This window comes from Demequina mangrovi (assembly GCF_000759715.1).
Lineage (GTDB): Bacteria > Actinomycetota > Actinomycetes > Actinomycetales > Demequinaceae > Demequina > Demequina mangrovi.
The window spans coordinates 145,870-170,790 of record NZ_BBLU01000006.1; the positions used below are offsets into that span (position 1 = coordinate 145,870).

Annotated in this window: 24 protein-coding genes, 1 pseudogene and 1 riboswitch; of the genes and pseudogenes, 7 read left to right on the forward strand and 18 right to left on the reverse strand. The window is 73.8% G+C overall.

Going from position 1 to position 24,921, the window contains the following annotated elements:
- Positions 1-78: 78 nt before the first annotated feature.
- Complete coding sequence (locus TR42_RS14260) at positions 79-921, forward strand: phosphodiester glycosidase family protein (protein ID WP_052405768.1); 843 nt, start codon at positions 79-81, stop codon at positions 919-921.
- A gap of 15 nt (positions 922-936) precedes the next feature.
- A complete protein-coding gene (locus TR42_RS07365; protein WP_052405770.1) occupies positions 937-1,872 on the forward strand; it encodes a phosphotransferase in 936 nt (311 codons plus the stop codon).
- Between the two features lie 17 nt (positions 1,873-1,889).
- Here TR42_RS07365 and TR42_RS07370 read toward each other — a convergent pair whose 3' ends face one another.
- Positions 1,890-2,339 (reverse strand): hypothetical protein, encoded by a 450-nt coding sequence (locus TR42_RS07370; protein WP_042214466.1) that lies wholly within the window; start codon positions 2,337-2,339, stop codon positions 1,890-1,892.
- Between the two features lie 12 nt (positions 2,340-2,351).
- A riboswitch (SAM riboswitch) is annotated at positions 2,352-2,466 on the reverse strand.
- A gap of 85 nt (positions 2,467-2,551) precedes the next feature.
- On the opposite strand from TR42_RS07370, the gene TR42_RS07375 reads away from it, so the two are divergent.
- A complete protein-coding gene (locus TR42_RS07375; RefSeq protein WP_042214468.1) occupies positions 2,552-3,397 on the forward strand; it encodes an alpha/beta hydrolase in 846 nt (281 codons plus the stop codon).
- A gap of 20 nt (positions 3,398-3,417) precedes the next feature.
- Here the strand turns inward: TR42_RS07375 and TR42_RS07380 are convergent, their stop codons facing one another.
- Positions 3,418-4,428: a phosphotransferase family protein gene (locus TR42_RS07380; RefSeq protein WP_042214470.1), complete on the reverse strand. Its 1,011-nt coding sequence runs from the start codon at positions 4,426-4,428 to the stop codon at positions 3,418-3,420.
- A 108-nt stretch (positions 4,429-4,536) separates the two neighbouring features.
- Between TR42_RS07380 and TR42_RS07385 the strand changes: the two genes are divergently transcribed.
- A complete protein-coding gene (locus tag TR42_RS07385) occupies positions 4,537-5,373 on the forward strand; it encodes an SDR family oxidoreductase (RefSeq protein ID WP_042214471.1) in 837 nt (278 codons plus the stop codon).
- Positions 5,374-5,386: 13 nt separating this feature from the next.
- On the opposite strand, the gene TR42_RS07390 is transcribed toward TR42_RS07385, so the two are convergent.
- The 7 genes from TR42_RS07390 to TR42_RS07420 all read right to left on the reverse strand — a co-directional run bounded on the left by TR42_RS07390 (position 5,387) and on the right by TR42_RS07420 (position 16,538).
- Complete coding sequence (locus TR42_RS07390) at positions 5,387-6,001, reverse strand: sugar O-acetyltransferase (protein ID WP_236623389.1); 615 nt, start codon at positions 5,999-6,001, stop codon at positions 5,387-5,389.
- 10 nt (positions 6,002-6,011) lie between these two features.
- Positions 6,012-8,741, reverse strand: coding sequence for a cation-translocating P-type ATPase (locus TR42_RS07395; RefSeq protein WP_042214474.1), 2,730 nt, complete (start codon positions 8,739-8,741; stop codon positions 6,012-6,014).
- A gap of 37 nt (positions 8,742-8,778) precedes the next feature.
- Complete coding sequence (locus TR42_RS07400; RefSeq protein WP_201770788.1) at positions 8,779-10,890, reverse strand: heavy metal translocating P-type ATPase; 2,112 nt, start codon at positions 10,888-10,890, stop codon at positions 8,779-8,781.
- A gap of 76 nt (positions 10,891-10,966) precedes the next feature.
- Positions 10,967-12,442, reverse strand: coding sequence for a copper resistance CopC/CopD family protein (locus TR42_RS07405; protein WP_042214475.1), 1,476 nt, complete (start codon positions 12,440-12,442; stop codon positions 10,967-10,969).
- 78 nt (positions 12,443-12,520) lie between these two features.
- Positions 12,521-12,931: a VOC family protein gene (locus TR42_RS07410; RefSeq protein ID WP_042214477.1), complete on the reverse strand. Its 411-nt coding sequence runs from the start codon at positions 12,929-12,931 to the stop codon at positions 12,521-12,523.
- 57 nt (positions 12,932-12,988) lie between these two features.
- The gene (locus TR42_RS07415) at positions 12,989-14,896 is read right to left on the reverse strand and encodes a DUF4914 family protein (RefSeq protein ID WP_236623390.1); all 1,908 of its coding nucleotides are present in this window, start codon (positions 14,894-14,896) and stop codon (positions 12,989-12,991) included.
- Between the two features lie 175 nt (positions 14,897-15,071).
- Positions 15,072-16,538 carry a bZIP transcription factor gene (locus TR42_RS07420; protein WP_143058961.1) on the reverse strand — a complete coding sequence of 489 codons (1,467 nt, stop codon included), beginning with the start codon at positions 16,536-16,538 and terminating at the stop codon, positions 15,072-15,074.
- 113 nt (positions 16,539-16,651) lie between these two features.
- On the opposite strand from TR42_RS07420, the pseudogene TR42_RS07425 reads away from it, so the two are divergent.
- From TR42_RS07425 to TR42_RS07440, 3 genes and pseudogenes are all read left to right on the forward strand, one after another.
- Positions 16,652-16,873 (forward strand): annotated as a pseudogene (locus tag TR42_RS07425) (Rv2578c family radical SAM protein); the annotation flags it as partial.
- Positions 16,874-16,941: 68 nt separating this feature from the next.
- Complete coding sequence (locus TR42_RS07435; protein WP_052405772.1) at positions 16,942-18,642, forward strand: recombinase family protein; 1,701 nt, start codon at positions 16,942-16,944, stop codon at positions 18,640-18,642.
- A gap of 115 nt (positions 18,643-18,757) precedes the next feature.
- On the forward strand, positions 18,758-19,228 hold the full coding sequence (locus TR42_RS07440; RefSeq protein WP_042214485.1) for a hypothetical protein: 471 nt from the start codon (positions 18,758-18,760) through the stop codon (positions 19,226-19,228).
- A gap of 100 nt (positions 19,229-19,328) precedes the next feature.
- Here TR42_RS07440 and TR42_RS07445 read toward each other — a convergent pair whose 3' ends face one another.
- From TR42_RS07445 to TR42_RS07485, 9 genes are all read right to left on the reverse strand, one after another.
- On the reverse strand, positions 19,329-19,634 hold the full coding sequence (locus TR42_RS07445; protein WP_042214487.1) for a hypothetical protein: 306 nt from the start codon (positions 19,632-19,634) through the stop codon (positions 19,329-19,331).
- Positions 19,631-20,008 carry a hypothetical protein gene (locus TR42_RS14265; RefSeq protein WP_052405774.1) on the reverse strand — a complete coding sequence of 126 codons (378 nt, stop codon included), beginning with the start codon at positions 20,006-20,008 and terminating at the stop codon, positions 19,631-19,633. Before TR42_RS14265 ends, TR42_RS07445 begins: the two co-directional genes overlap by 4 nt.
- 138 nt (positions 20,009-20,146) lie before the next feature.
- A complete protein-coding gene (locus TR42_RS07455; protein WP_042214488.1) occupies positions 20,147-20,443 on the reverse strand; it encodes a hypothetical protein in 297 nt (98 codons plus the stop codon).
- Positions 20,440-20,703 (reverse strand): hypothetical protein, encoded by a 264-nt coding sequence (locus tag TR42_RS07460; protein WP_042214490.1) that lies wholly within the window; start codon positions 20,701-20,703, stop codon positions 20,440-20,442. Before TR42_RS07460 ends, TR42_RS07455 begins: the two co-directional genes overlap by 4 nt.
- Positions 20,704-20,715: 12 nt before the next feature.
- Positions 20,716-21,540: a hypothetical protein gene (locus tag TR42_RS07465; RefSeq protein WP_042214491.1), complete on the reverse strand. Its 825-nt coding sequence runs from the start codon at positions 21,538-21,540 to the stop codon at positions 20,716-20,718.
- A 370-nt stretch (positions 21,541-21,910) separates the two neighbouring features.
- Positions 21,911-22,099, reverse strand: a complete 189-nt coding sequence (locus tag TR42_RS07470; RefSeq protein WP_042214493.1) for a hypothetical protein — start codon at positions 22,097-22,099, stop codon at positions 21,911-21,913.
- Between the two features lie 231 nt (positions 22,100-22,330).
- Positions 22,331-22,708: a hypothetical protein gene (locus tag TR42_RS07475; RefSeq protein ID WP_143058960.1), complete on the reverse strand. Its 378-nt coding sequence runs from the start codon at positions 22,706-22,708 to the stop codon at positions 22,331-22,333.
- A 23-nt stretch (positions 22,709-22,731) separates the two neighbouring features.
- A complete protein-coding gene (locus TR42_RS07480; protein ID WP_042214496.1) occupies positions 22,732-23,619 on the reverse strand; it encodes a major capsid protein in 888 nt (295 codons plus the stop codon).
- A 246-nt stretch (positions 23,620-23,865) separates the two neighbouring features.
- A complete protein-coding gene (locus tag TR42_RS07485) occupies positions 23,866-24,402 on the reverse strand; it encodes a hypothetical protein (RefSeq protein ID WP_042214498.1) in 537 nt (178 codons plus the stop codon).
- Positions 24,403-24,921: the final 519 nt, after the last annotated feature.

The following is a 24,921-nucleotide window of genomic DNA, read 5'->3' on the forward strand; positions in this document are numbered from 1 at the left end:
GCTCCTCGGCGGTGGGGTTCGGGTCCGGTGTGACAACGGTTGGCGGGCCTGTGCGCTTCCCTCGGTTAGCCTCGGTGCGTGCGCACCGCCCTCCTCGCCGCTGTCGCGGCCGTCTCGCTCGCCGGCTGCTCGCTCCTCAGCACGATCGGCGAGGACCTCCCGGCCTCGAGCGCGGCCGAGACCGCCGCGAGCGCGGCGCCGACCGAGAGCACCGCATCGTCCGCGCCCACCGAGGACGTCGACGATGCCGACGCGGTCGAGGTGCCCACGCAGGTGATCGACCTGGGCGAGCACGGCTCGTACGGCGTGGCGACGCTCGACCTCGCGGACTGGGACGTCCGCGTCGACTGGCCGCAGGACGAGGACGGCACCGACCTCGAGGAGTACATCGACGCGCATCCCGGGATCGCGGTGCTCACCAACGCGGGGATCTTCTCGGACGACCTCACTCCCGGCGGGCTCACGGTCGCCGACGGCGAGGAGCTGCGCTCGCTCAACCTCTCCGACGGGTACGGCAACTTCCACCTCAAGCCCAACGCGGTCTTCGAGATCCTCGAGGACGGCACCGCGGCCATCGTCGACTCGACGCTCTACGAGCCCGACGGGGTGATGCAGGCGACGCAGTCGGGGCCCGCGCTGCTCCTCGACGGCGAGGTCCACCCCGACTTCACCGAGGGGTCGACCAACACCGCGCTCCGCACCGGCGTCGGGGTGAGCCCCGACGGGGGGACCGTCTACCTGGTCATCACCCGCTCGTACGTCAACCTGTGGGACTTCGCGACGATGTTCCGCGACGAGCTCGGCGTCGAGGACGCGCTCTACCTCGACGGGCAGATCTCCCAGCTGTGGGTGTCGGGCGGCACGCTTCCGACGTCCTACCTGGGTCCCTACGGCGCGGTGATCGCGGCGTATCCGCGCTGACGCTACGGTCGGAGCATGACGCTCGACGCGCCGGTCGCCGACTGGGTCGCCTCGCGCCTGGGGTCGGCGCCTGAGGGCGAGTTCTTCGAGGCCTCCTCGATGTCCGAGGTGTGGGGCGTGCGGCTCGCCGACGGCAGGTCGGTCGCCGTGAAGCGACGCGGCGGGGGAGCACGGCTCGCGATCGCGTGCGCCGCGCATCGTGCGGCGGCGGCCGCCGGGATCGACACCCCCGCCCTCCTCGCGGGGCCGGATGCGCTCGGCGGTGAGAGAGGCGGCGCGGACGATGCGTGGCTCACCGCCGAGGACTGGCGGCCCGAGGGCGCCTTCTCGCCCGAGGGGGACGCGCCGGTGCTGTTCGCGGGCCTGCTCGCATCGCTGGTCCGCGCTCTCGCGGACGTGGACGCCGCGGGGCTGACCCCGCCGCCATGGCTCTGGTACGACCACGACGACGAGGACCGCGTGTGGCCGCCCGCTGCCTCGGACCGCTGGGACCCGCACCGGATCGAGGCGGACCTCCCGCCCGCGCTCGCGGCGATGGCCCGCGCCGCCCGCGCGCGGCTGCGGGCGAGCGCCCTGTCGAGCGTGCTGGGGCACAGCGATCTCAACGCGCTCAACGTGCGCTGGGTGGGCGACCGGCCGATCGTGCACGACTGGGACTCGGTCGCGGTGCGTCCCGAGGCGGTGCTGGCCGGCACGCTCGCGCTCGACCATCCGGCCGCCCCCGACGCCGGGGCCGCGGCGGACGTCGCGACGGGTGCGCGCGTCATCAAGGCCTACGAGGACGCCCGCGGACGTGCCTTCACCGCGGACGAGCGCGAGGTCGCCTGGGCGACCTCGGTGTGGCTCGCCTGCTACAACGCGGCCTTCGAGCACCTCCACGGCGGTCCCGGCACCGTCACGGCCGTGATCCTGCGGGACGGCGAGGAGCGGCTCGCGCTCGCGGGGGCGTGAGCGCGAGCCGCGCCACGTCACACGATCATCCACGTCCCGGTGTTGGCAGGAGAGGCGGCGAGGTCGAGCGCCTCGTCGGCGCAGCCGACCCGTCTGCCGTAGCCGTCGAAGCGGAAGTGGCCCACCGGCCCGCCGAGGTTTACGTCCGTGGACGCGCACTCCAGCCACCTGGCATCGTCCGCGCAGTAGGAGATCGCGACGCCGCCCACGACGGCCAGCGCCGTGCCCTGGTCGTGCAGGTGCGTGAGCCCGCGCGCGAGCGCGGCGCTCACGTGCTCGCGTCCCCGTGGGTGGAGGCGCCAGGTCGCCGCTGACCCGTCGCCCGCGACGACGACTCCGGTCGGGGTGACCTCCAGGATCTCGAGCCGCCGGTGCGGTCCGCGGTGCAGCGCACGCTTGACCTGGATGAAGTGGGGCGAGTGGCCCGGGCTGCTGAGGGCGCATCGCGGGTACGTGAGATGAGACATGGGTGCTCCAGTCGTCCGTGCTTCCGCGGGCCGGTCGGCACGCGGCGGATCTTCCTTCAGGGGCACCGTGTCGGGAACGCGGTTGCCAGCCGGCGAGCTGAAGGGCTTGGCGCCGGGCTTCTTGATCCTGAGCTCACCGTAGCGCGACGGTGGGACGACGCAAGGTCTCGTCGCGCGCCGTAAGCCTCGTCACCGATAGTGTCGAAGGAGCGATGCAGACGCCATCACTCACGCCGCTGGAGCGGGAGCAGGTCGACGCCGCGAACGCGGCGGACGGCCCCGCCGTGGTGCTGTTGCACGATCTGTGGACCCTCGCAGGCTCATGGGATCCCTGGCGCACGATGCTCGCCGAGCGGGGCTTCCCATCCGTCGCCGTCCCGTGGCCGCACGAGCCGGCATCGGTGGCCGAGGCGCTCGCGGACCCGGATGCGGCGGCCGGGGTGAGCCTGCGCGACATGCGCGCCGCCGCGACCCGCGTGGTCGACGCGCTCGACCGCCCGCCGATGGTCATCGGTCACTGCTTCGGCGCGCTCGTGGCGCAGCAGCTCGCCGGCACCGGGCGCGTGCGGGCGACCGTCGCGATCACGCCCGCGCCGATGAAGGGCTCGGTGCAGGCCCCCGAGCTCATGCTCGTCGCCGCCGCGCCCGTGCTCAAAGACCCGGCCAACCGCGAGCGCGCGATCCGCTTCGCGTATCCCGAGTACCGCTACGCGTGGGCGAACACGCTCGGCGTGGAGGAGGCGCGGGAGCTCTGGGAGACCTCGCACGTGCCCGGATCGGGGACGGCGGTCTTCGAGGTCGCGCGCGCCCGTCGCGAGCAGCGCTCCGCCGCATCAGTCGACACCATCAACCCCGACCGCGGGCCGATGCTCGTGGTGAGCGCGGCCCGCGACCGCCTGGTGCCGCCGGTGATCTCGTCCTCGACCTTCCGGATCCAGAGCCGCAACCCGAGCCCCACCGACTTCGTCGAGTTCTTCGACCGGGGGCACTCCCTCACCCTCGACTCGGGCTGGCCCGAGGTCGCCGACCGGGTGATCGAGTACCTCGAGCACCAGTAGCGCGCGCCGGCCGCACCCGCTCAGACCCCGAGGATCGCGTGGAGCCGCGCGCGGTTCGCGCGGATCGACGCACGATGCCCGTCGAGCCAGCCGCCCTCGAAGCCCCGCGGACCGATCTCCGTGAGCTGCACCGCCATCGACCACAGCCGGTACAGCGCGACACGCAGCTCCGCGGAGCGGTCCAGGCGCAGCGGGCGGCCGGTCGCGGCCTCGTAGCCGGCGACCTTGGCCGCCTCGAACGGCCCCGAGGAGTGCGTCTCGCCGCCCGCGAGCCCCCACAGCGGGTCCCCGAACAGCGAGCGCTCGAAGTCGACCACGCCCGTGACGTCACCGTTGTTGGGGTCCACCAGCACGTTGCCGTGCCACAGGTCCGCATGCACCAGCGTGGGGGCCGAGACCTCGGCGAGCGCCTCCGCCGCCGCCTCGACCCCGGCGAGCAGTCTCGCCGGCTCGATGTCGACCTCCCAGGCCGCCGCATCGTCCACCGCGGAGGCGACGAGGCGCTCGAGGAAGCCCGGCCAGGTCGGGTCGCCCAGCCGGAACCCGTCCGCGGGGAGGCCGAAGCGCTCGCCGATGACGCCGCCGAGAACGGCGAGGATCTTGCCCACCTGGTGGTGTGCGCGGGCGTTCGACTCGGGCGTCATGACGTCGGTCGCGTCGTCCCACGGCATGCCCGGCACGAGCGTCATCACCAGCACGTCGACATCGGCGACGGCGCGCGAGAAGTCCTCGTGCAGCACCCGCGGCGCGGGGACGGCATCGAGGGGCGCGACGAGGCGCAGATGATCGCGCTCGGCACGGAGCATGTCGTGCTCGTAGCCGAGCAGCCGCGACCGGCCCCGGGCGTCGCGTGCCTCCGGCACCGAGGTCTTCACCACGACGGTCTCGCCGCCGTCGAGCTCGACCCCCTGCACCGCGGAGAACGTCCCGCCCGACAGGAGCCACGAGTCGCTCACGCGCCCGAGCGGAGCGAGGATCGCCTCGAGCTCCTCGCGCGTGAGCGCGCGCTGGGTGGGCAGGAGGTCGGTCACGTCCTCAGGGTAGGACGATGCGCGCGACCCCTTCGCACGCAGGGACGATGCCGCTAGCGTGTGGCCTGCGCGGTCCCCGCCGCGCGTCCCCGAGGCGAAGGAGCCGACATGCAGACCGCGATCATCACCGGAGGAGCGGGAGGCATGGGCCTCGCGACGGCGCGCATCCTGGGGCGCGACCACGCCGTCGTCATCGCCGATGTGAGCCAGGATCGGCTCGACTCCGCGGTGGAGGAGCTGCGCTCCGAGGGGATCGACGCCACCGCGGTGGTGTGCGACATCACCTCGCGTGACTCGGTCGACGCGCTGATCGCGACCGGGAACGCGACCGGGGAGCTGCGCGCGGTGGTGCACGCGGCCGGGGTGAGCCCGCTCATGGGGGACGCCTCGATGATCGCCCGGATCAACGCGATCGGCACCGTCAACGTGGTCGAGGCCGCGCTCGAGGTCGCGGGAGAGGGCTTCGCGGTGGTCAACGTCGCGTCGATCGCCGGACACATGACGCCCAAGGCGCTCCAGCCGGCCCGGACCTTCAGGCTCGCGCTCACGGACTTCGACGCCTTCGCTGAGCGGCTCGACCGCAGGGTCAACCGCGGCCCGAGGAAGATGCGCTCCGGACAGGCGTACTCGACCAGCAAGTCGTTCGTGATCTGGTACTCCCGGGCGATGGCGGCCGCCTTCGGGGCGAAGCGCGCACGCATCGTCTCCGTCTCGCCGGGGAGCTTCGACACCGCGATGGGGCGCCTCGAGGAGGCCTCGGGCTCGGGCAAGCTCCTCGACTACGCCGCGCTGAAGCGCTTCGGCCGGCCCGAGGAGGTAGCCGAGGTGCTCGCCTTCTGCGCCTCCGACGGGCCCGGCTACCTCACCGGCACCGACATCCTGGTCGACGGCGGCACCAAGGCAGGGCTCACGCTCAAGGGCATGATCGCGATGGCGCGCGGCTGACGCGCGCGGCGCGCTACAGCGTCTTGATGACCCGCGCGGGGTTGCCCGCGACCACGCTCATCGGCGGCACGTCCTTGGTCACCACCGCGCCCGCCGCGACCACCGAGCCGCGGCCGATGGTGACGCCCGGGCAGATCACCACGGACCCGCCCAGCCACACGTCCGACTCGAGCGTGATGGGGAAGGCGCGCTCCCAGCCCTCGCGGCGGATGTCCACGTCGAAGGCGTGATTGACGGTGTAGAAGCGCGCGTCCGGGCCGATGAGGGCGTTGTCGCCGATGGTCACCACGCCCGAGCCGAGGATCATGAGGTTCGAGTTGATGAAGACGTTCGCGCCGAAGCGCACGCGCTCCTTGTACTCGAGGTAGATCGGCGGCCGGAAGTCGAGACCCGTGCCGCACTCGCCGACCAGCGCGCTCAGCGCCGCGGTCGAGCCCTCGGGGTCCTCGAAGTAGCGGCCGTTGAGGTCGCGCAGGCGGGCGAGCGTCGCGCGCTGCATGTCCGCGAGCTCCGGTCCGGCGCGGTACTTGAACCACTCGTCGTTGCTGAGCTTCTCGTACTCGGTGCGGGTCGGGTCCTCGACCGGGACCTCCGCCATCGCGGCCTTCATCTGGTTCTCGTGCGTCACGGTGTCCAACCTACGGCCGCACGACCCGCGCGTCTCGGGACCTCAGCACCGCCTTGAGCCCCTCGATGCTGACCGGCACCGCCAGCGCCATCGCCACGCACGTGCCCCATTGCGCGAGGTCGAGCGGCGCGGTGGAGAAGGCGTCGTTGAGCACCGGGAGATGCACCACCGCGACCTGCAGCGCGAGCGACAGCGCGACCGCGCTCCACAGCCACGGGTTGGTGAACAGCCGGTGCAGGGTGCTCGTGGTCTCCGACCGCGCGGCGAAGGCGACGGTGAGGTTCGCGATCACCAGCACCGTGAACGCGGCCGTGCGGGCCGTGTCGAGGTCCGCTGAGCCCTCGACGAGCCCGCCCGGCAGGAACAAGTCGAAGGTGAGCAGCGTGACCGCCGCCATCGCCGCGCCTGTGACGGCCATCCACACCCAGGTGCGCGGCCCCAGGATCGCCGTGCCGGGCCGGCGTGGCCGACGCGACATGAGGTCGTCCGCGTACGGCTCGGCGCTCACTGCGAGGGCCGGACCGAGGTCCGTGAGCAGGTTGATCCACAGGATCTGCGTGGCCAGCAAGGGAGCGACCACCGCGCCGGAGCCGTCGCGCAGCCCCAGCCAGGCCGCGAGCACGACTCCGAGGAAGACCGCCAGCACCTCGCCCAGGTTCGAGGCGATGAGGAAGCGCAGGAAGCGGGTGATGTTGTCGAGGATCCCGCGCCCCTCGCGGACCGCCTCGACGATGGTCGCGAAGTCGTCGTCGGTGAGGATCATGTTCGCGGCCTCGCGTGCGACCTCGGTGCCGCCGCGACCCATGGCCACGCCGATGTCCGCCGAGCGCAGCGCGGGCGCGTCGTTGACCCCGTCGCCGGTCATCGCGACCACCTCGCGGTGCGCCTGGAGCGCGTCGACGATGCGCAGCTTGTGCTCGGGCGCGACGCGCGCGAACACGGACACCTCCCGCACCGCGGAGGCGAGCGCCGCATCGTCCATCGCGGTCAGCCGCGCCCCGGTCAGCGCCGATGCGCCCGGCGGGACGATGCCCAGCTGCGCGGCGATCGCCGTGGCCGTGCGGGGGTGGTCGCCGGTGATCATCACGACGCGGATGCCCGCGGCCTGGGCCTCGGCGACCGCGGCACGCGCCTCGTCCCGGGGAGGGTCGGCGAGCCCGACCACGCCGAGCAGCGTGAGGTCGGCCTCGTGCTCCTCGCGGGCGGACGATGCGGGGGCCTCCCTGATCGCGACGGCGAGGGTGCGCATGCCGTCGCCGGCGAGCGCGTCGATCGAGGCCTCCAGATCGGTGAGCCGCGCGCCCGTCAGGGCGACGTCGCCCGATTCCGTGCGGACCCGCGTGCAGCGTGCGAGCACCACGTCCGGCGCGCCCTTGACCGCCAGCAGGTCGGCGCGCTCGGGATGGGCGGCGAGCACCGACATGCGGCGCCGCTCCGAGCTGAAGGCCACCGCGTCGACGCGGTCGAAGCCCGAGCGCAGCGCCTCCGCCTCGAGCCTGCGCTCGGCGGCGAGAAAGGCCACCTCGGTCGGGTCGCCCTCGAAGCCGCCGTCGGCCGCGACCGTCGCGTCCGAGGCGAGCGCGCCGAAGGCGACCGCCTCGCGTGCGATCCGGGTCGCCTCGGACGGTGGCCCGGCCCAGTCCGCGGTCACCAGCGACGTGATCGCCATGCGGTTCTGCGTGAGCGTGCCGGTCTTGTCCGAGCAGATCACGGAGGCCGACCCCAGGGTCTCGACCGAGGCCAGGTCCTTGACGATCGCGTTGCGGCGCGCCATGCGCTGCACTCCCAGCGCCAGCACCACCGACATGATCGCCGGAAGGCCCTCGGGCACCGCCGCGACGGCGAGCGCGACGCCGAGCAGCAGGACGTCCACGGCGTCGGTGAGCGTCGAGACGTCGCGCGTGAGCATGACGGTGGCGACCACGACCGCGGCGATGGCCAGCACCGCGAGCCCGAGCACGCGGCCCAGCCGTGCGATCTCCCTCTCGAGGGGCGTCGGATCCGACTCGGTCGCGCCCAGCAGGCGGGCGACCTCACCCATCTCGGTCTCCATCGCGGTCGCGGTCACCACCGCCCGCCCGGCGCCGCGCGTGACGGCGGTGCCCGCGAAGACCATGCAGGCGCGGTCGCCCACCTCGGCGGGCTCGGAGAGCGCCTCGGGGGATTTCGCGACGGGCGCGCTCTCGCCGGTGAGGGGGGCCTCCGCGCACCACAGCGCGCCGTCGACCAGGCGCGCGTCCGCGGGAACCGCGTCGCCCTCCGCGAGCACGAGCAGGTCGCCGACGACCACGTCGAAGGCCGATATGCGTGCCAGGCCCCCGTCGCGGACCACCGCCGCGTTCGCGGCCGCCATCCGCTGCAGCGCCGCGACCGCCTGCGCCGAGCGGCGTTCCTGGATGAAGCCCAGCGCGGCGTTCGCGAACACCACCACCAGGATCACGACGACGTCGTAGGGGACGCCCTCGGCTCCCTCGACCGCCCAGGCGACCAGGGACACCGCGGCGGCCGCGAGCAGCAGGTAGACCAGCGGGTCCGCGAACTGGGACAGCAGCCGCCGCCACGCGGGCACGGGGCGCTCGGCCTCGAGGCGGTTCGGGCCGTCGCGATCGAGCCGTGCGGCGGCCTCGACGGCCGCGAGACCCGCGTCCGGGTCGCTGCCGAGCGCGCGGACCACGTCCTCGACCGGCAGCGTCGACGGGTCGCGCGCGACGTCCGGGGTGGGTGCCTCGGCTCCGCTCATCGCGCCTCCCGGCCGCGGGCGCGGCCCTCCTTCCACGCTAGTCCGCGGGCGTGTCCTCTGGCTTGAGCTGGACGCGGCGCAGCAGTTGGGCGTTCGCGGCGACCACGATGGTCGAGAGGCTCATCGCGATCGCGGCGACGGCGGGCGGCATCGTGATCCCGGCCCATTGGAGCGCGCCCGCGGCGACCGGGATCGCGATCGCGTTGTAGGCGGTCGCCCACACGAGGTTCTGGCGCATCTTCCGGTAGCTCGCGTGCGAGAGCTCGATCACGCCGACCACGCCACGGGGGTCCGAGCTCGCGAGCACCACGCCGGCGGCCTCCATGGCGACGTCCGTGCCCGCGCCGATGGCCAGCCCCACGTCGGCGCGCGCGAGGGCCGGCGCGTCGTTGACCCCGTCGCCCACCATGGCGACCTTCTTGCCGTCGCCTTGGAGGTCCGCCACCGCCTGGTCCTTGTCGTCGGGAAGGACCTCGGCGAACACGTCGTCGATGCCGAGCTCGCCCGCCACCGCATCGGCCACGGCCAGCGAGTCGCCGGTGATGAGGGCGACGTCGATCCCGCGGGCGTGGAGCGCCTCGACCGCGCGGCGCGACTCCTCCCGGATCGGGTCCGCGGTGGTGAAGGCCCCGACCGCCTCGCCGTCGACCACGACGGTGAGCACGGCGCCGCCCTTCTCGCGCCACCGGGCCGCCGCATCGTCCAGCGACTCGGGCGCCTCGATGCCCAGGTGGTCGAGCAGGCTTGGCCCGCCGACCGCGACGTCGTGACCGTCGACGCGCGCGCGGACCCCGCGACCCGGGAGCGTGTCGGCGTCCTCGGCGGTGGGAAGGTCGAGCCCGCGGACCTCGGCCGCCGCGACCACGGCCCGGCCGATGGGGTGCTCGGAGTCGGACTCGGCGGCTGCGGCGAGCGCGAGCATGCGGTCCTCGTCCCAGCCGTCGATCGCGACCGCATCGGTGAGCGCGTGCTCGCCGCGGGTCAGCGTGCCGGTCTTGTCGAAGAGGACGGCGTCGACGGTCCGCATGGCCTCGAGCGCCGCGGTGTCCTTCACCAGGATGCCCTGCTTCGCGGAGGTGGACGTCGCGATCGCGATCACCAGGGGGATCGCGAGACCGAGCGCGTGCGGGCACGCGATCACCAGGACGGAGACGGCGGCGGTGAGGCCCTGAGCCGGCTCCCCGAGGGCGGCATGGACGGCGAACGTGAGCGCCGCCGCGCCGAGAGCGATCCAGAACAGCCAGGCGGCGGCACGGTCCGCGAGCCTGCGGGTGCCCGAGCGGCTGTTCTGGGCGTCCTGGACCATGCGCTGGATCCCCGCGAGCGCCGTGTCGTCGCCGGTCGCGGTGACCTCGACGCGCAGGGAGCCGTCGGTCGCGACGGTGCCGGCGACCACGTGGTCGCCCTCGGTCTTCGCGACGGGGGAGGACTCGCCCGTGATCATCGACTCGTCGACGCTCGCCTCGCCCGTGACGATGGTGCCGTCGGCGGGGACACGGCCGCCCGGCCTGACGACGACGACGTCGCCGCTGCCGAGGTCGCCGATGCTCACGTGCTCCGTCCTCCCGCCGCCGTCCGCGCTTACGCGCTCCGCGTCATCGGGCAGCAGCTCGGCGAGCGCCTGCAGGGCGCCCTGCGCCTGCCCGACCGCCTTCATCTCCTGCCAGTGGCCGAGCAGCATCACCACGATCAGCGCCGCGAGCTCCCACCAGAAGCTCAGTCCGCCGATGCCGAGCGTGGCCGCGGCGGAGGCGAGGAAGGCGACGGTGATCGCCAGCGAGATGAGAGTCATCATCCCGGGCTTGCGGGCCGTGAGCTCGTCGCGCCAGGCCATGCTGAGGAACGGCCAGCCGCCCCACACGAAGATCACGGTGCCCAGCAGCGGCGGGATCCACGCGCTGCCGGGGAGGTCGTAGCCGAGCCAGCCCTCGACCATCTCGCTCGTGGCGATCACGGGGACCGCGAGCACCAGGTTCCACCAGAAGAGCGTCCTGAAGAGCGCGGCGTGGCCGCTGTGGTCCGTGCCGTGGTGGGCGTGCGAGCCGTGGGCGTCCTGCGCGTGCTCGTGGTCGTCGGGATGGGCCTCGGAGCGGTCGTGGTCGTCGGGCGCGGGCGCCTCGTGCGCCATCGTGCCGTGGTCGTGTGCCATGGGGACCTCCTCAGGAGAAGCAACAACTCCGCACGCTATTCCTTCCATCCCGCTGGAAGGTCAAGGGGTGTGGTGCTCACACATGCACGGAGGAGGCGACGAGGATGGCCGTCGCCACGACGATGCCTCCGAAGACCACCGTCTCGACGACGGTCCCGCGCCGCAGATGCGCGTGGGCCGGGTCCTGCTGCCCGCCGGCGGCGCCTCGCTCGAGCGCGGGGACCACGCGGAAGTGCGTGTACGCGCCGATGCCGGCGGCGAGGAGCACCAGGCCCGCCTTGACCAGCAGCGTGACGCCCCAGCTCGACGTCCACAGGTCGCTCGGCTCGTCGACGATCGCCCAGGTGAGGGCCACTCCCGCGATCCCTACGACCACGACCGATGCGGCGGCGGCCACCCCGAACCGCGAGGCCATCGCCGCGGCCGCCGGGGGCCGGTCCTCGCGGCCGCGCCTGCGCATCACCGCGGCGAGCGTGACGGCGCCGCCCACCCAGACCGCCGCGGCGGCGAGGTGCGCGATGTCCGCGGCGAGCACGAGCGCCCGGGGCTCCGCGGTGTGGCTGTGCCCGCCGAGCACGTGGCCCGCGCCCGCGAGCAGCACCCCGGCGATCGCGCCCGCGGACGCCGCCGCCGAGCGCCACGCGCCGAGCAGCATGAGCGCCCCGCCGGCGGCCTGCAGTCCCGCCACCCCGGCGAACGACCCCGCGAGGGCGTCGCCCAGCGCATCGGCGCCCAGCCCCTCCGAGAGCGAGCCGCCCGCGATGACCGCGGACCTGCCGACGATGCGCAGCGCGAGTCCGCCGAGCAGCAGCGCGCCGCACCAGCGCACGCCGGCGATGACGCGCGGCTCGTCGACGCGATCCGGTCCGCGCATCGCGATCGCCGCGAAGGCGAGCGCGCCCGCGCCGACCAGGAGGGCCCACAGCGCGGTCGCGCTGCCGGCGCGTGCGAGGACGGTGGCGGGGGCGTCGCCCGTCTCGTCGTCCATCGCGGTGCCGTCGGTTGCCGTGATGGCGGGCGCGGGCGCGGGCGAGGACGACGTCGAGTCGGTCGCCGTGGCCGCGGGGGTGGCCGTCGGCGTGGCCGATGCACTCGCCGCGGCCCCCGCCGACGCTGTGGCGGACGCCGAAGCGGTGGGCGCCGGTAAGGCGTCGACGACCGTGAAGGAGGACGTGCCGTCGAGCGGGTGCCCGTCCTGCGCCGCGACCGTCCACTCGACGGTGTGCTCGCCGTCGACCAGCGGCTCGGCCGGCGTGGCGATCACCACCGCTCCCTCCTGCTCCTGCGTCACCTCCGCCGCCACCGCCCCCTCCGGTCCGGCGACGGTCGCGCCGTCGCCCAGGATCGTCACGGGCAGGGTGAACGTGAGGACGATGCGGTCGACGGGGCCGCTCACCGTGGCGCCGTCGGCGGGGTCGGTCGAGTCCAGCGCGGTGTGCGCGGAAGCGTGGGTGGCGGAAAGCAGGACGACTGCGAGCGCGAGCATCACCGCGACCAGCGCGCTGGCGGGGCCCGTGACGGGCCGCCGACCGGGGGAGTCGGGGACGCGCATGCGTCACGAGCCTAGGCGCGGGCACGAGGACGCGCGAGGGGTGCCTCCACGCCGGAGCCCGGCCCGGGGTGAGGCGCGCTACTCCGGCTCGACCTGCGTGAAGAGCGTGAGCTGCACGCCCAGCGGCGTCTCGAGGCGCGCGTTGAGCGAGCCCCACGGCGTGCGGGTCGGCGGCGCGACCTCGACCGCGCCGCCCGCGAGCGCGGCGTCGGTGGCCGCCGCCGCATCGTCCACCTCCAGGGCGACGCGCATCTCCCGGGAGACGGGGCGTCCGACCTCGAGCTCGTCGATGAGGTCGCGCTGCGGCGTGTTGACCAGCTCGAGCGTCGCGCGTCCCGCCTCGAGCACCACGACGCGCGCGTCGCCGTCGTCGGTGGGGGTGGTGAGGTCGAGCTCGGCGGGCATGCCGAGGGCGTCGCGGAAGAGCGCGAGGGCGCCGTCGAGGTCGTCGGCGTGGAGGACGAGGCGGAGCTGCAGGGTTCCGGTCATGCCGCCACGGTGCGTCCGCGGCGGCATGACCGTCAACCGTTCAGAGATGCATCGGGCTCAGAGGTACATCGGCGTGAGCGCCTCGTAGTCCTCGACCTTGGCGTCCGTGAGGCAGGCCTGGATGATCTCGCGGCCCAGCGGGTCGAGGTCGTCCGTGAGGAACTTCTGGAGCTCGGACTTGAAGAAGCCGGTGAGGATCGCGCAGCCGGCGTCGTAGGCCGCGGTGCCCACCTGGGACTGCATCTCGGGGCGCAGCAGGGTGCGGCGGATCGGCTGGCCGTCGAGCGTCATCTCCTTGGGCGAGTAGCCGAACAGCGGGCAGCGGGCGGGCTCCAGCTGGTCGGCACGCATGCGGCCGCCGCCCTTGCGCGCCAGCCACTCGCGCGTGAGCCACTCGGCCGAGAAGCCGACCTTGTAGGCGCCGATGTGCTGGTTGGGGGTGAGCACGTAGCGCGTGCGGTTGAACTCGAGGATCTGCTTGAGGAGCAGGTTCGCGGCCTCGACCTGGGTGCCGGTCGAGAACGGCCAGTACGAGCCGACGCCCTCGGACACCATGCCGCCGTGCTCGAGGCGCTTGACCGCATCGGCCGCCTCGCCGATCGACGGGTTCTTGTCGCCGCGCGGGGCGATGAGGCGCCACAGCCACGCGATGGCCGGCGGCACGAAGTGCGTCATGCCCATGATCCCGTAGGTCGGGTTGTCGGCGGTGCACGCGGGCATGCGGGCGCCGAACGTGCGCACGTCCACGGGCTCGGGCTGGTGGACGATGCCGTGGATCATCGAGCGGGGGATGACCACGCGCGGGTTGGGGCACGGCTTCCCGGTCGAGTCGAGCGTGTGCTCCCACGGCAGCACCGTGGCGTCGGGCGTGCCGTCGAGGCTGAAGAACACCAGCGGGGTGTCGGGGTGGATGACGGCCCGCTCGAAGTGGACGTCCGCGCCGTACGCCTTGAGGTTGTCGACGCGCACGAACCAGCCGTCCTCGGCGTCGGCGACGACCATCTTGCCGCTGCCGTCCTGCACCGCGGGGTGGCACAGCGTCATGTCGTCGGTGACGGGTGCGAGATCGCAGGTCTCGGACAGGGTGATGAGGTACTCCTCGCCGGTGACCACGTTCTCGCCCAGCAGGATGCGGCCATCGTCCTCGCGGCGCAGGTCCTGGCACATCTCGGACTTGCCGCCGCCCGAGGCGCCCTCGTGCATGATGACCGTCTCGTTGTCGTACGGCGTGGTGACGCGCACCGACGAGGCGTGGGCGGTGATCCAGCCCTCCTGCTCGCCGATGTCGAGCAGCACCGAGAACACGCCCTTCTTGGCGCTGGGGCCGGGGTAGAGGTTGTACGCGAAGATCTCGTGGAGCGTCTCCGAGCGGTCGTGGACCACCACCTGCTTGCCGTCGAAGTGCGTGTGGCGGAACGGCGGGGCGACGTAGAGGATCGAGCGCGGCGCGAAGTCGTCGAGCTCGTCGAAGGTCACCCAGCCCTGGAGGTCGACCAGCGCGGTCGCGAAGAACGCGGAGTTCACCGGCATGATCGCGATCGACGGCGAGCCGTGCGTGAGGCCGCCGGCCTTGAACGGCACCACCACGAGGTCCTGGTGCCTCAGCCACTCCATCGTGTCCGCGCGCGTGCCGTCGAAGGCGTGCCCGAAGCGGTCGAAGAAGCGGGTCTTGTCGGTGGGGCGGTCGTCCGCGATGACCATGCACTGCGGGTCGCGCCGGCGCATGTAGTCCTCGGGGTAGTTGACCGCGATGCCGTTGCGGCAGCGGGTCACGGTGGCCTCGGTGAGGACCTCGCCGTCGACGTCGTAGTCGACGCTGAAGACCGGGCCTCCGTCCGGGCCGAGCGCCAGGGCGTAGAGCTCCTCGCGCGTCGCCGGCACCGTCACCGAGGGGGCGGTGGCGAGGACGTCGCGGACCTCCGGGGAGAGGGTCAGCTTGTCCAGGTAGGTCAGGGTGTGCAGCACGCTCGACTCCTTCGGCTCGCGTTGTGGACGGGCGCAGAGCTGAGGGTGCGCGCCCTCCGGCGAGTGTGCCGAGTCAAAAGGAAAGGTAAAAGGGACGTAGGTCACGGGTCATGGACCGGGTCGCGTGGCCGCGCAGGAAGCAGGGACGATGCGTCGCGTCGGGGCATGGAAAAGTTCAGATCGCCGGGTCGTCGGCGGGTGCGGGCGGCTCCTCGGGCGCGCCTTCCGGCATCGTCCCTGAGCCGTCCTCGGCGATGCCTTCGGCGGCGCCCTCGGGCGAGCTCTCCGCGCGCAGCACCGCGAAGACCGCACCGGCGAGCGCGATCACGAGCGTGCCCAGCACCACGCCGACCGGTGTGAAGGGCCGCAGCGTCGCGTACAGCAGCAGGAAGACGGCGGCGAGCCAGATCCACAGCAGCCAGCCTCGCCTGCGGAGCAGCGCGCCGACCGCGGGGGAGCGCCAGCCGCGCTCGTCCAGCGCGGACGCGCCCCGGTCCGCCCAGCCGAGGCTCCGCTCGCGCGCGCTCGCGGCCGCGCTCGACCGCCCGAGCACGAGGCCCGCGAGGATCGCGACCGCGCCGGCGACGACGTACGCGATGAGCACGGCTCCCGGCTCGGCGGTGACGGCGCCGTAGATCGCGCCGGTGGTGGCCGTGGGGACCTCGGTCGCGATCGCCGCGGCGACGATGTCGCCGGCGGTCGCGAGCACGAGCGCGAGGGTGGCGCCCACGATGAGCAGGAGCGTTCCGGCGACGATGCTCGCGCGGGGCCGGCGCGGGTGGACCAGGATGCCCGCGGCGATGAGGGCGAGCGCGATCCACGGCAGCACCGAGCCGACGGTCTTGAGGATGGAGTAGCCCAGGCGCGCCTGCGCGACCTTGGGGACCTCGGCGAGCGTGACGCTCACGTCGACGGTGGGGATCGAGTCCGCGAGGGTGAAGCCCGCGTCGACGAGCGCGGGCCTGAGCTCGTCGATGATCGGCGCGAGCTGAAGCGCGACCACCCCGGTCTCGTCGATGGTGACGGCGCCGTCCGCATCGGCCTCGAGCACGCCGACCACCTGCGCATGCGCGAGCGCGAGCGCCTGCTCCCATACGGTCACGAAGGCCTCGGTGCCGACCACCTGGGTGAGCGCGCTGCGGATCGCGACGCGCGCCTGGTCCGCGAGGAGCGGGCCCAGCACGTCTGCGGCGTTCGCGAGGCGCGGGGTCGAGCCCTCATCGATCACGCTCGCGAGGAGGTCCTCGACCAGGGCGTCCGTGTCGAGGGCCTCGTCGATCGCGGCGGTCGCCTCGTCGACCACGAAGGCCTGGACGTCGGGATCCTCGGCGAGCGGTGCGAGCGTGGCGACGAACACGTCGGTGTCGCCCACCATGCGGGCCGCGTAGGCCGAGACCGTCGCGAGCGGTGCGACCAGCGTGCCGAGCACGATGAGCAGGACGCCCAGGAAGGCGCGGCCGCGGGCGCTCGCTGGCGCCGGCCCCGGCGCGGCTGCCGCGGAGACAGGCCCGGGGGCGGGCGCGGCCGTCTCGAGCGAGGCGCGCAGCCGGGCGTTCTCGTCGATGGCCTCCTGGAGGCGCGCGTTCTCCGATTCGAGCTCGTGCAGGCGAGCCTCGAGCTGCGCCTTGGTCATCCCTGCCATGGATCCTCCTCGCGACGCGCGCCCGATGTGCCGTCGCCCCTGGTCTCGAGCCTAAGGGACGCAGGTCCGCGCGGCGGATTGACCTGCGATCGAACAGGTGTTCGAATAGATGCATGCGGTGGGAGGGACAGGCGCTGCGCGCCGAGAGCGACGAGGCGCTCCCCGCGCTCGCGAAGATTTCGAACCTGGTGCGGACGGTCACCACGCCAGAGTTCGCCGGGGTGACGTTCCACGAGGTGCTCGCGAAGAGCGCGCTCAACCGGGTGGGACCGGGCAGCGCGGTGCCGTTCACCTGGACGGTGAACCCGTACCGCGGCTGCACCCACGCGTGCGTGTAGTCACTATTTTCATCTAGGTTCGTCCTCGGAGGGCTTCACGCCCCGCATGAGAGAATCGAGGACCGATGACCACCAAGCCCCGCGCCGCGCTCTACCTCCGCCTATCGAAGACGACAGAGGCGTCGACGTCGATCGAGCGCCAGGAGGCGGATCTCCGAGCGCGCGCCGAGCGCGAGGGCTGGGCGATCGCGAAGGAGCACGTCCTCGTCGACGACGGTCTCTCAGGGCGCAAAGAGCGTGCGAAGGCGACCGAGGCGCTCGACCTCCTGCGGAGCGGTGCCGTACAGGTGCTCATGGTGTGGAAACTCGACCGCTTCGGGCGCCGTGGCGCGAAGGATCTTGCCGAGATCCAGGGCGCCCTCGACGACGCGCCGGGGTCGCGCTTCGTCGCGCTCCGGGACGGCCTCGACAGCGACCAGCGCGCGGGCTGGCACGTGGTCTCTGGTGTCCTCGGAGGGCTTGCGGCGGCCGAGGCGGAGAACATCTCGACGCGGTCAAAGTCGAGCCGCGCGCACCTGGTCACGGTCGGACGGTGGCCCGGAGGTCGCGCGCCCTACGGCTACCGGACCACGCGCAACCCCGACGGTCCCGGGCGGGTGCTGGTCCAGGTCGACGGCGAGGTCGCCGAGGTGCGCCGCATGGTCGACGCGATCCTCGTAGGCGACGCGAGTGCGAACGGGCTCGCGAGGGACCTCACCGCGCGGGGCGTGCCCGCGCCGCGATCGGCATACAGGGCCGCCGCGCTCCGCCGCATCGAGGACCCGAGCGCGCCGGATCCCAAGGGCCTCGACCGGGGCGCATGGCAGGCGAGCACGGTGCGCGCGCTCCTGCGCGGGAACGCGATCGCGGGCTACCAGACTCGCGACCCGGAGCGGGTCGGGAAGGGCAAGCGGCCGGATCCCGCAGAACTCGACATGGTGCGCGACTCGGATCGGATGCCTCTCGTCGTCTGGGATGCGATCGTGACCGCCGACGAACTCGCGGCGCTCCGCAGGAGATTCCCGCCGAAGAAGGACCGTGTGAGCGAGCACCGAGGGCGGCCGCCGCGCGCGCTCCTCAGCGGGAAGAAGGGGCTCGGACGGTGTGGCCTGTGCGGTGGACCGCTCTACATGGGCACCAGCGGCGGAGTGACGTCCTACAGGTGCGCGCGTCCCGGCGGGGGCGCGGTCTGTATGGGCGTGTCGATCCGATCGACCGCGACCGACGCCGAGGTCGGCGAGGCGCTCCTCTCGGTCGCCGGAGAGTGGCCGGTCGTCGAGCCTGTCACGCTCTCGGAGGCGGCCGCGCTCGACGCCGAGCGGGCGCGCGTGGAGGCGGCGCTCGACGAGATCACGCGCCAGAAGCGGGCGTCCTCGCGGGCGGAGCGGAAGGTGCTCTCTGAGCAGGAGGAAGCGCTCCTCGAAAGGCTCGACGCGCTCGCGGAGCAGGAGCCGGAGACGCGGGTCGAGATCCGGGAGACCGGCGAGACGTTCCGCGAGGCGTGGGAGCGCGCGGGCGTGCCCGAGCGCCGCGTGATCCTCGCGGGCGCGCTCGACGCGGTCGAGATCACGCCGAAGCGTGTGGACGGGCCCCGCTTTGACGCGAGTCGCATCGTGCTTCACTGGCGCGAGCGCGGCGAGGACGGCGCCGTCGAGATTCTCTCCGGCGACGCGCTCCGCGAGGCGATCGCGACGGATTCGACGCGGCGCAAGGTGACGCCGGAGCGCCGGGCCGAGATCGTCGCCGAGCGCGAGCGCCGCGAGGCCCGCGAGACCGCGAGCGCGTAGCGCGTTCACACCCGACGCCGAGCCCCCGGTCGCCAAGTGCGGCCGGGGGCTTCCGCGCATGAGTTGCGGCGTGTGCTCGCTGGCTTGACGCGGCGCGTGCGTGAGACTGTGAAACGTGAATAGCCCCTGGTTGCTTCTGGTTGTCGGCGCCGTTCTCGGTTGGCTGCTCGACGTCTTCTTCGGATCCGCATTGCGGAGGCGTGTCGAAGCGTCGATCGACCGTCGGAGCACGCGGAAGCGCCTTGCGCGGGAAGCGAGGGATGCGGCCTACAAAGCGCGCGTCGCCCTGCTCGCAGCATCGCCGAGCCTGTTCATCATGGAACGGACGCGCCTCGCGGCTATCGCTGGCTGGCGTGCGACGGTAGGCGTGGGAGCCCTTGTGATTAGCGCAACGGTTCTTATCGTCTCCGAGGTCAGCGCACTCGGCGACTATCCGGACTGGCTCGTCGCGGCGTCTCGGGTGCTCGCCGGGCTCGGCTTTGTTGTTGGCTCGGTGATGGTGAGCGGCGCGGTAGCGGCGGCGGAGGACCTCGCGAGCGTGGCCTCGTCGTTGAGTGATCTCGGGGGCGAGGGCGCCGCCGACTAGGCCCGCTATTCCGAGGAGCCCCCAGGACGCACGAAAGGCCCCCGACCCGGGCCCTGGGAGGGGCGTCGGGTCGAGGGCCTGAGAGGGGCGCGGAGGGCGCCTAGAGAGCGAGGACGTCGCGGCCCGCGAGGCGGGCGCGGATCTCGGCGCGGGCGAGGGGCGTGGGCCGCGAGGCGCCGGGAGCAACGGCGTCGGCGATCGCGCGGAACGCGGCGCGGGCTCCGGCCCGGCCGAGGTCGTGGTCGAGCGCGTAGGTCCGGGCCGCCTTCGCGGCGCGGTCGAGGGTCCAGCCGCCGCGCCGGGGCGGGGTGAGGACGAGGGGCGGGAGGGTCTCGTCGGGCTTCCAGTGGCGGGGCTGGAGTTCGATCTCGGAGGCCGCGATCGGCGCCGAGGCGGGGCGCCTCACTGGCCGCTCCAGCGGGTGCGAGCGGCGCCGCGAGCCTTCGCCGTGCGGGACGCCGGGCCGGAGGCCGCGAGGCGGGCGAGGATCGTCGCGGCGGCCGTGCGCGCGAGGCGCGACTCCACGCTCGCCGGGTGGACGACGGGCTGGCCCATCGAGCCGGTCGAGACGTACCCGGCCGCGCGGGCGGCCTCGTCGAGGCGGTCGGCCGAGGAGACCAGGGCGGCGGCCTGGGAGAGGCTGGAGAGTTCCGCGCCCGCGAGGTCCGGGCGCTCGTCAAGGACGCCGAGGAAGACGTCGCGGGCCTCGGGGGTCCAGTCGTCGGGGAGGGGCCACTCGTCGGCGGTCGACGGGGCGGCGGGGGCGGGGGTCGCGGGCATCGGATCTCCTTCCGGAGGGTGATTTGAGGACGTCGAAAACTGGGGGGATCGAGCATCGAGACAGGGAGGCGCTATGCCCACCGGGCTTCTGTGCGACCCCCTGGGGGGAGGGGGCCCCAGGGGGTCGCGGCGAGCGGGTCAGGCCCCGGCGAGGACGGCGACGCGGGCGCGCTCGCCGAGGGACGCGAGCGGGCCCGAGGCATAGCGCGCATCCCTGGGGATCGGGCCGGTCGCCGAGAGCGACGCGACCGCTCGCGCGTTGAGCCGGTCGAGGATCTCGCGGGCCTCGGCGACGTGGGCCGGGTCGCCGAGGATCTCCGAGAGGCGGCGCTGATCGCGGCGGCGATCCGAGAAGCGCGCCGCGCCAGGGAGCGGGTACGGGCAGGGCGGATCCACGACGGCCGCCAGGCGTGCGGCGACGACGGGCGCGATCATCCGAGGTGTCCCGGGACGCCGACGAGGACGGGGAGCGGCTCGTCGTGGGCGGGTACTGCGAGCGCCGGGACGGGGCGCCAGGGATCGGAGGCGGGGTCGGTCATGCGGGCGGGTCCTTCCGGTCGAGGGGTGGCGGGGAGGGAGTCGGCCAGGCGCGGGCGGTTGCTCGGCAGGGACGCCGAGGCGAGGGCGGTCGCGGCGAGGTCCTCGGCGTCGAGCGGGCCCGTCGGGCGGGCGGTCCAGGGGTGCGCGGGAGTCATGCGGTCGGGGTCCTATCGGGTCAGGCGGAGGGCGGGACGGCGGTCGGTCAGGGGCGCCGGGCGGAACGTGATCGTGCCGCGACGCTTCACGGGGGCGCCCCAACGCTCGGCGGCCAGGGCGTAGAGCGTGGGCAGGTCGGCGAGGGCGCCGGGAGTGCCCGCGTCGGCGTAGGCGCGGCCGAGGTCGGGGCGGGCGATCGCCTCGGCGTCGTCGTAGGCCGCCAGGAACGCCCCTACGGCGTCCGCGTCGACCACGGGGCGACCGTCGGGCAGGTACGGCCGGACGAGGGCCAGGGCGGCGGTCTGGGCGCCGCGCGAGGTGCGGAGGTCGCGGGCGGTGTGGGCGAGCGCGTCGGCGTGCGCCGCGAGATCCAGGGGCAGGCGAGCGAGGAGAGAGTCGAGCCGCTTCGCCAGGTACAGGCCTTCGGCCGGGGTCGCCGGATCGCGCCAGAGCGACGCCGAGGCGGAGGCAGGCGCCGCGAGGATCTCGGCCGCGTCGTCGAGGATCTCGGCGGCCAGGCGGGCGGCCTGCGAGGGCTCGACGGGCGAGCCGTGGATCGCGTAGCCGAGGCCGTGGCGGTACGTCAGGCCGCGAGCGGCGAGATCCGCCGCGAGGGGCTCGGGGGCGAGGAGGCCCACGGGCCAGGCGGTCGAGAAGCCCCGGCGCTCGATCCGGCGGGCGAGGGCCGGGAGGGGCGAGGCGTCGGGCTCGGGCGCGAGGCACCAGGCGGCGAGGCCGCCCGGGGCGGCGGTTAGGAGGGCGGGCAGGCCGAGGCGGGCGCGCGCGTCGGCGAGGACGTCGGCGAGCGGGCGGTCGGCGAGGAGGGTCGAGGGCATGGTCGGGGGCCTTTCGGGGTGGGGAGCGGGCGGGGCCCGGCGCGTCGGCGGCGTGCGGGGCGGGGGCGGAGCCCTGGGCTGAGGACGGGCGGAAGATGGGCGCCCAACGGATTAGCCGCCTGTGTAAACGGCCTCCGGCCGTGGCAAGGCGGGGAACCCGCCCCCGGCGCCTGAACAGCGCACTTGCCAGCGCAACTAATAAGGGCGGCAAGGCAGGGGGCAAGGGGGGGCAGGCGAGGGGTCGGCCGGCGATTTAGAAGCTCCTGCTAGTTCGCACTAGGGGGCAAGGGGGCAAGGGGGCACCTAGGGAGAGAGAACGCCATAGCAACTAACCAGAAACACACTCACTTTCATCACTTCACCACCGGACCTAGGCCGAGGCGCCGAGGAGGGCCCGGAGTCGGGCGATCTCGGAGGCCTGGGCGGTGATCGTCGCGCGGAGGTGCTCGACGTGGGCCCGCTCGCGGGCGCGCTGGGCGGCCTTGCGGCAGGCGGCCGAGTGCGCCGAGGTGGCCGAGGCGGGGTCGCATCCGAGGCAGGGGCGAGAGGTGGCGGGCATGGGGTCTCCTTTGTGAGTCACGCAAACGGGCCGAGCGAACGCCCCTCCGGCGCGGGTGAGCCTTTAGGACCGGGCCGGAGGGGCGTTCGGGGCAGGAGTAGGCCGGGGAGGGCCCTCCTGCTCAGGAGAGCCTCAGAGGCTCTCCAGGGCCGCTCTCGCGGCCATGCGTGCGAGGCCTAGGCCGGGCACGGGTGGCACGCGAAAGGGCGGGAGCGGGGCGCCTGCGATTTGTCAGGCGGTGGCGTCGTAGGCCGAGGGCGTGCGGACGTCGCCGACGTAGCCGCCGGGGCGGCCAGTGGCGAGGCGCTTCAGGTCGGCGCGCTCGCGGTGCGTGAGCATGACGCCGGTCGCCGTGTCGAGCGTGAAGCCGTTCCCGTCGAGGGTCTCCGAGCGGAGGCCCTGCGGGTTCTCCCACTCGCGCCGGGCGGCCTTCAGGGTGATGACGCGCGCCAGGGGCGGGGCGTCGGTCTCCCAGGTGGTCGCGACGCGCTCGGGGACGGTGGCGAGCACGACGGCCGTAGCGTCGTCGAGGGCGGCGACCGCGCGGGCGAGGTCCGAGCCCTGGAGCCCGCCGGGCTCGAAGCCGAGGCGGGTCTCCAGGGCGGACACGTCAGGCGGCAGGGCCGCCACGCTTACGCGCCGGTCGTGTTGATCGCGACCGCGCCGATCCCGTCGGTGAGCACGGTCTCGCCGGTCTCGGCGTCGTGCTTCGGGATCGGCAGGAGCGCGGCGCCGACGAAGGTCGACACGGTCGAGAGGCTCTGACCGTTGGCCGGGTTCGTGCCACGGAGCACGCGGACGGCGAAGCCGCCGTCGGCGGTGCGGTGCGCGGCCGAGTTGGTCTCGTCGAGCGGCTCGGGCGCGACGATCGCGAGGCCGATCGCGGCGCGGACCATCACGACGAGGGTCTCGGGCGCGACGCGGTTGTTCTCGACGATCGTCATCCCGGCGACCTTCGGCATGGCGTCCGAGGTGTCGACGTCGTCGCCGGACAGGAGGAGGTGCTCGTACGCGGTCGGGCCCGCGACGACGACGATCTCGCCGGGGACCTGGTTCGCGCGGAGCATCGCGCGGGCCTTGACCAGCGCGGCCTTCGGGTTGGCGCTGTCGTAGGTGATCGAGGCCTCGGTCGCCATGCCGTCGAGGAGCGCGGCGACCTTGCCCTCGATCTTGCCCGCGACCGCGCGGGCCTGCGGGGCGAGGATCTGGCGGGTGTAGTCCTCCAGGTCGAGGGTCGACTCCGAGAGCGAGAGCGACACGGTCGAGTAGGCCTCGGTGTCGAGCGTGATCGGGAAGGTCTGCTCGACGACGCCGTCGACCGAGTAGTCGGAGGTGTCGCCGAGGGCGCGCTCCGAGGCCGAGGTCGAGCCCGGGACCTCGATATTCACGGTCGAGCCGTGGCCGGGCTGGAAGCCGATCGACGCCGAGGTGTGGACCAGGCCCGCGAGGCCGAAGTCGGCCTTCGCCAGGTCGGCGGTCACGTTCGCGAGGTCGCGGGGGTCAAGAAGGGTGTTCGTCATGGGGGATCCAATCGGGAAGGGGTGTGAGGGTTGGACGTCCTCGCCGGACGGCGATGCCGGGCCGCGTCATGCGCTGGCCGGGGGCGAGGTTTCTGGGCTCCGTCCGCGCCTGGCGATCGGAGGGGTCTGGGCTCGGGGAGACAGAGACGCGAGAGCCCCCGGCGGACCTGTCTCACGGGTCCGGCCGGGGGCGGTGCGTCGACCGCGTCGCGCGAGCCCAGAAGCGCGAGGCGGGAGTCGGTGGGGCTAGATCCTCTCGGCGGAGATCTTCGCCGCGAGGGCGCCGAGATCAGTCGGCGCGGGATCGGCGTCGCCGGACGAGTGGCCCGGGACGCCCGCGAGGCGGGGCTCCGGGCGGGTCCGGAGATCCGAGCCCGGGGCGGGCACCTCGGAGGCGCCACGGAGCGCCGCGAGGGTAGCGGCCTTGCGCTCGACGTCCTCGGCGGAGTCGCCGGACAGGAACGCGAGCGCGTCGGCCTCGGCGGCGGCGTCGAGGCCCTCGGGGAGCGGGTGGCGCCGGAGAGCGGACTCGCGCCAGAGAGCGCGCTCGGCGTCGGCCTGGGAGGCCTTCGCGGTGGCGAGCGCCTCGGTCGCGTGCTTCGCCTCGTCGCGAGCGGCGGTGAGGGCGCCGGTCGCCTGCTTCGCCTCGTCGCGCGCGGCGTCGCGCTCGGCGCGGAGGTTCTGGACCAAGGTCCAGGCGCGGGCCGGGTCGAAGTCCTCGCCCCAGGGGGCGGGCTTGTCGCCGTCGGCAGGCGTGGGGGCGGGAGTGGGCTCGGTCGTCATTCGTCCTCCTGGGACGCTAGGCGCGCGACACTGGCGCGCGCGGGATGGGGGAGGGCACGCCGGGCGGCGAGCCGGGAAGTCTGGGGGCTCGGGCCCCGGCCGCCGAGAGAGGGCGGCGACCGGAGCCGCGAGGATTGAGGTCGGGCGCTCCACCCCTGGAGCGCGTCGACCTCGGCAGGCGCCGCGCATTGACCAGACGCGCGCCTACCGTGGGCAGGGGTGCGGGCCGCTCGGCGCTGGCGGGCTCACAACGCGCCAGCGCGGCGGTCGCCGCAACCTCTCGCGGGTTGCCCGTGACGTCCTTCTAAAGCGTCACCACGAGAGGCGCCAGCGCCGCCGAAAGGGAAAACGACGCTGGCTGATCCGGGTCCTCACCCGGACTACTGCGCGGGCGCGTGGCCCGCTGAAGAGAAGCCCCTCGGCGGTGCGTCGCGTCGCGACGACAGGCGCGACGGCGCATCACGCCGAAGGGACAAGGTGCCCGAGGGGCTGGGAGGGGCCCCTCGGGACAGGGACACA